We start from the raw sequence: 5727 nt of genomic DNA on the forward strand, positions 1-5727 counted from the left end.
TTGTGTGCACTCTCGAACCCTTTCGGTCAGTCGAAAGGTGGTCCCAACTGAAGACTGTGCGCCAGTGCAGGATTTGGGTGAGCGACAAACTTCTCTGCGATGAAAGCTCAAGCGAAAGTTTAGAGCTGACGTTTAAAGGGGGAAGACTACTACGGAGAGTTTGATCCTGGCTCAGGATGAACGCTGGCGGCGTGCTTAACACATGCAAGTCGAACGAACCTTCGGGTTAGTGGCGGACGGGTGAGTAACGCGTGAGAATCTGCCCTCAGGAGGGGGATAACGGCTGGAAACGGCCGCTAATACCCCATATGCCGAGAGGTGAAATGAATTTCGCCTGAGGATGAGCTCGCGTCTGATTAGCTAGTTGGTGGGGTAAGAGCCTACCAAGGCTTCGATCAGTAGCTGGTCTGAGAGGATGATCAGCCACACTGGGACTGAGACACGGCCCAGACTCCTACGGGAGGCAGCAGTGGGGAATTTTCCGCAATGGGCGAAAGCCTGACGGAGCAACGCCGCGTGAGGGATGAAGGCCTCTGGGCTGTAAACCTCTTTTCTCAAGGAAGAAGATCTGACGGTACTTGAGGAATAAGCCACGGCTAATTCCGTGCCAGCAGCCGCGGTAATACGGGAGTGGCAAGCGTTATCCGGAATTATTGGGCGTAAAGCGTCCGCAGGCGGCCTTGAAAGTCTGCTGTTAAAGCGTGGAGCTTAACTCCATTTCAGCAGTGGAAACTACAAGGCTAGAGTGTGGTAGGGGCAGAGGGAATTCCCGGTGTAGCGGTGAAATGCGTAGATATCGGGAAGAACACCAGTGGCGAAGGCGCTCTGCTGGGCCATAACTGACGCTCATGGACGAAAGCCAGGGGAGCGAAAGGGATTAGATACCCCTGTAGTCCTGGCCGTAAACGATGAACACTAGGTGTCGGGGGAATCGACCCCCTCGGTGTCGTAGCCAACGCGTTAAGTGTTCCGCCTGGGGAGTACGCACGCAAGTGTGAAACTCAAAGGAATTGACGGGGGCCCGCACAAGCGGTGGAGTATGTGGTTTAATTCGATGCAACGCGAAGAACCTTACCAGGGTTTGACATCCTGCGAATCCCTTGGAAACGAGGGAGTGCCTTCGGGAGCGCAGTGACAGGTGGTGCATGGCTGTCGTCAGCTCGTGTCGTGAGATGTTGGGTTAAGTCCCGCAACGAGCGCAACCCACGTCTTTAGTTGCCAGCATTGAGTTGGGCACTCTAGAGAGACCGCCGGTGATAAACCGGAGGAAGGTGTGGATGACGTCAAGTCATCATGCCCCTTACATCCTGGGCTACACACGTACTACAATGCTACGGACAAAGGGCAGCAAACTCGCGAGAGCTAGCAAATCCCATAAACCGTGGCTCAGTTCAGATCGTAGGCTGCAACTCGCCTACGTGAAGGAGGAATCGCTAGTAATCGCAGGTCAGCATACTGCGGTGAATACGTTCCCGGGCCTTGTACACACCGCCCGTCACACCATGGAAGTTGGCCACGCCCGAAGTCGTTACTCCAACCCGTAAGGGAGGAGGATGCCGAAGGTGGGGCTGATGACTGGGGTGAAGTCGTAACAAGGTAGCCGTACCGGAAGGTGCGGCTGGATCACCTCCTAACAGGGAGACAAACTGATTGTGATGTCTGAATACTTTATTTTCAGGCCATGATCCTGTCACTCTAGGTCGATCGGTACCTCAACTGTGGAAGCGGAATGGCAACATGTCCGTCCAAACAGGTTCAGTTCCTAAACTTTGTCTAGGTCACACCCCAACGATTTTTGTTGAGGCGGTGTTGAAACCTGAAAGATGAAACGGTAGCGATACTGAATCATCAATCAGGTGAGACACAACTTTGACACGATCGCGAGGTCGAACTCCTGGGCCATTAGCTCAGGTGGTTAGAGCGCACCCCTGATAAGGGTGAGGTCCCTGGTTCAAGTCCAGGATGGCCCATTCGTGTTTGGGGGTTTAGCTCAGTTGGTAGAGCGCCTGCTTTGCAAGCAGGATGTCAGCGGTTCGAGTCCGCTAACCTCCATTCCACACTGACGAGCGCCCTCACGGAAGCAAAGGAGAGATTTCTTTGGTGTGATCCTGACGTCTTGGTGACGATTCCAGCCTGCTTTCATTCCCTGAGTGGTTGAAAGCATGCTGGATTCCCTGTCCGCAAGGATGGGCATTCAGCAAGAACCTTGACAACTGCATAGGAAAAGTCTGGAAAAGAAAGCATCTCATAGACGCTGACTTTCCGGTTCTCTCTGGTCGCGGCCTCGGCTGCGCCATCCCAGCGAAAGCGAAGGGAAGATTGAGGTGCAAGCCTCAATCTGAGAAAAACAGGAAAGCCAGTGATTCTTGAGTTAGAGCCGAGTACAGCTCGTGTCTTCTGTCTGGCATGGCCACAAGCCACCAAGCAGGAGTTTGATTTTGGCTGTCTGAAATCTCTTGATTGAGAGCTTAGACACCGGAAGAATAGCCTTCAACAAGCTAAACGCGAGTTGTGATTATGGTCAAGCTACAAAGGGCTCACGGTGGATACCTTGGCACACAGAGGCGATGAAGGACGTGGTTACCTGCGATAAGTCTCGGGGAGCTGGAAACACGCTTTGATCCGGGAATTTCCGAATGGGGCAACCCCTAGAACGGCCGCCTGAATCCATAGGGCGGCGCGAGCCAACCCAGCGAACTGAAACATCTTAGTAGCTGGAGGAAAGGAAAGTAAAAACGACTCCCTCAGTAGCGGCGAGCGAACGGGGAAGAGCCTAAACCGATGGGTTCGCCCATCGGGGTTGTGGGACAGCAACGTGGACCAGGGACGTTAGAGGAAGCGTTTGAATGGCGCGCCAGAGAGGGTGAAAGCCCCGTACTCGAAAGCGAAACTGGCCTAGCTGTATCCCGAGTAGCACGGAGCACGTGAAATTCCGTGTGAATCCGCGAGGACCACCTCGTAAGGCTAAGTACTCCTGTGTGACCGATAGCGCAACAGTACCGCGAGGGAAAGGTGAAAAGAACCCCGGGAGGGGAGTGAAATAGAACATGAAACCGTGAGCTTACAAGCAATGGGAGTCCTACTCATAGGATGACCGTGTGCCTGTTGAAGAATGAGCCGGCGACTTATAGGCACTGGCAGGTTAAACCGGGAATGGTGGAGCCATAGCGAAAGCGAGTCTGAATAGGGCGATCGTCAGTGTTTATAGACCCGAACCCGGGTGATCTAACCATGGCCAGGATGAAGCTTGGGTGATACCAAGTGGAGGTCCGAACCGACTGATGTTGAAAAATCAGCGGATGAGCTGTGGTTAGGGGTGAAATGCCAATCGAACCCGGAGCTAGCTGGTTCTCCCCGAAATACGTTGAGGCGTAGCGTCTAGTGCTCCAGCAGGGGGGTAAAGCCACCGTTTCGGTGCGGGCTGCGAGAGCGGTACCAAATCGAGACGAACTCTGAATACCCTGTGTGTAACTAGGCAGTCAGACTGTGGGGGATAAGCTCCATGGTCGAAAGGGAAACAGCCCAGACCGCCAGCTAAGGTCCCCAAATCAATGCTGAGTGATAAAGGAGGTGGGATTGCCCAGACAACCAGGAGGTTTGCCTAGAAGCAGCCATCCTCAAAGGAGTGCGTAATAGCTCACTGGTCGAGCGATCCTGCGCCGAAAATGAACGGGGCTAAGCATTGTACCGAAGCTGCGGATTTGAATCGTAAGATTCCGATGGTAGGGGAGCGTTCCATGTGGGGTGAAGCGTTAGCGTAAGCGGGCGTGGACTGCATGGAAGTGAGAATGTCGGCTTGAGTAGCGAAAACATGGGTGAGAATCCCATGCCCCGAAACCCTAAGGGTTCCTCCGGCAGGCTCGTCCGCGGAGGGTTAGTCAGGACCTAAGGCGAGGCCGAAAGGCGTAGTCGATGGACAACAGGTCAACATTCCTGTACCTGTCATGTTTTGGGAAGGGGGACGGAGAAGGCTAGCCCAGCCAGATGTTGGTTACTGGTCCAAGCGTTCGAGGCGTTGAGAGCTGGCGAAAACAGCTTGAGCTGAGGCGTGAGTGCGAGCGGCTACGGCCGCGAAGTGGGTGATGTCAAGCTTCCAAGAAAAGCCCTATACCCGTTAAGGCATGATGGCCTGTACCCGAAACCGACACAGGTGGGGTGGTAGAGAATACCGAGGGGCGCGAGGTAACTCTCTCTAAGGAACTCGGCAAAATGGCCCCGTAACTTCGGGAGAAGGGGTGCCACCGCAAGGTGGTCGCAGTGAAGAGGCCCAGGCGACTGTTTACCAAAAACACAGGTCTCCGCTAAGTCGCAAGACGATGTATGGGGGCTGACGCCTGCCCAGTGCCGGAAGGTTAAGGAAGCTGGTCAGCGCAAGCGAAGCTGGCGACTGAAGCCCCGGTGAACGGCGGCCGTAACTATAACGGTCCTAAGGTAGCGAAATTCCTTGTCGGGTAAGTTCCGACCCGCACGAAAGGCGTAACGATCTGGGCGCTGTCTCGGAGAGAGGCTCGGCGAAATAGAATTGTCTGTGAAGATGCGGACTACGTGCACCCGGACAGAAAGACCCTATGAAGCTTTACTGTAGCTTGGTATTGTGCCCGGGCTCTGAATGCGCAGGATAGGTGGGAGGCTTTGATCCATGGCTTGCGGGTCATGGTGAGCCAACGGTGAGATACCACTCTTTCAGAGCTAGGGTTCTAACGGTCACCCGTCATCCGGGGACCGGACAGTATCAGGTGGGCAGTTTGACTGGGGCGGTCGCCTCCTAAAAGGTAACGGAGGCGCGCAAAGGTTTGCTCAGGCTGGTTGGAAATCAGCCGACGAGTGCAAAAGCAGAAGCAAGCTTGACTGTGAGACCTACAAGTCGAACAGGGACGAAAGTCGGCTTTAGTGATCCGACGGTTCTGAGTGGAAGGGCCGTCGCTCAACGGATAAAAGTTACTCTAGGGATAACAGGCTGATCTCCCCCAAGAGTTCACATCGACGGGGAGGTTTGGCACCTCGATGTCGGCTCATCGCAACCTGGGGCTGAAGTCGGTCCCAAGGGTTGGGCTGTTCGCCCATTAAAGCGGTACGCGAGCTGGGTTCAGAACGTCGTGAGACAGTTCGGTCCATATCCGGTGCACGCGCAGGAACATTGAGAGGATTTCTCCCTAGTACGAGAGGACCGGGAGGAACGCACCTCTGGTGTGCCAGTTATCGTGCCAACGGTAAACGCTGGGTAGCCATGTGCGGAGTGGATAACCGCTGAAAGCATCTAAGTGGGAAGCCCACCTCAAGATGAGTGTTCCCATGGCATAAGCCAGTAAGGTCACGGGAAGAACACCCGTTGATAGGCTCTACGTGGAAGCCGGGTAACCGGTGAAGCGGAGGAGTACTAATAGACCGAGGGCTTGACCATTCCATCCCTTGCCATCCTGACCGGATGACACAGGGATCACGCGCTCAAAGCTTTTGGATCCAGACCGGTTGCTTGTCAACCGCTCCTATGCAGTTCTCAGGGTTCAACCTGGGGGCAAAGACCGGCAAGGGGCCTCAAGAGGCCGTTTGCTTTCCTGGTGTTCATGGCGCTGTGGACCCACTCCGATCCATCTCGAACTCGGTTGTGAAACGCAGCAGCGGCAACGATAGTTGGAGGGTAGCCTCCTGCGAAAATAGCTCGATGCCAGGTCAAACTTTGCTCCACGACGACGCCTCCGATGGCAGCCTGATGGCTGCGATCGGGGG

At 54.8% G+C, this 5727-nt stretch carries 2 tRNA genes and 3 rRNA genes; all 5 read left to right on the forward strand.

Annotated features, from left to right (window positions below):
- Nucleotides 1–148: 148 nt before the first annotated feature.
- The 5 genes from VB716_RS02370 to rrf all read left to right on the forward strand — a co-directional run bounded on the left by VB716_RS02370 (nucleotide 149) and on the right by rrf (nucleotide 5671).
- Nucleotides 149–1634 (forward strand): 16S ribosomal RNA (locus tag VB716_RS02370).
- A 262-nt stretch (nucleotides 1635–1896) separates the two neighbouring features.
- Nucleotides 1897–1970, forward strand: a tRNA-Ile gene (locus VB716_RS02375).
- 9 nt (nucleotides 1971–1979) lie between these two features.
- Nucleotides 1980–2052, forward strand: a tRNA-Ala gene (locus VB716_RS02380).
- A 467-nt stretch (nucleotides 2053–2519) separates the two neighbouring features.
- A 23S ribosomal RNA gene (locus VB716_RS02385) occupies nucleotides 2520–5401 on the forward strand.
- A gap of 153 nt (nucleotides 5402–5554) precedes the next feature.
- Nucleotides 5555–5671: ribosomal RNA gene (gene rrf / locus VB716_RS02390) — 5S ribosomal RNA — on the forward strand.
- Together the 16S, 23S and 5S rRNA genes with 2 tRNA genes alongside form the textbook arrangement of a ribosomal RNA operon.
- Nucleotides 5672–5727: the final 56 nt, after the last annotated feature.

This window comes from Synechococcus sp. CCY9201 (assembly GCF_034931105.1).
Classification (GTDB): Bacteria; Cyanobacteriota; Cyanobacteriia; order PCC-6307; family Cyanobiaceae; genus CBW1002.